The organism is Bradyrhizobium sp. Mp27 (genome assembly GCF_029953005.1).
GTDB lineage: Bacteria > Pseudomonadota > Alphaproteobacteria > Rhizobiales > Xanthobacteraceae > Bradyrhizobium > Bradyrhizobium barranii.
On record NZ_JASAUS010000925.1, the window covers coordinates 1 to 213 of the forward strand.

Below are 213 nucleotides of genomic sequence, written 5' to 3' on the forward strand. Positions count from 1 at the left end.
GCCGGCTGGATCAGCGCATCGATAGCCTCTCCGGCGAGATCGAAGCACTGGCCCGTCAAGATCAGGCATGTTCGCGCCTGATGACGGTGCCTGGCATCGGGCCGATCATTTCGAGCGCCATGGTGGCCGCGATCGGCACTGGAGACGTCTTCTCCAAAGGCCGTGACTTCGGCGCCTGGCTCGGACTGGTGCCCAAGCAGATCTCGACGGGAG

The 213-nt window shown here is 64.3% G+C and carries 1 protein-coding gene; it reads left to right on the forward strand.

Annotated features, from left to right (window positions below; genetic code table 11):
* On the forward strand, positions 1-213 hold a 213-nt coding region (locus tag QJT78_RS53020), incomplete at both ends, for a transposase (protein ID WP_281461033.1).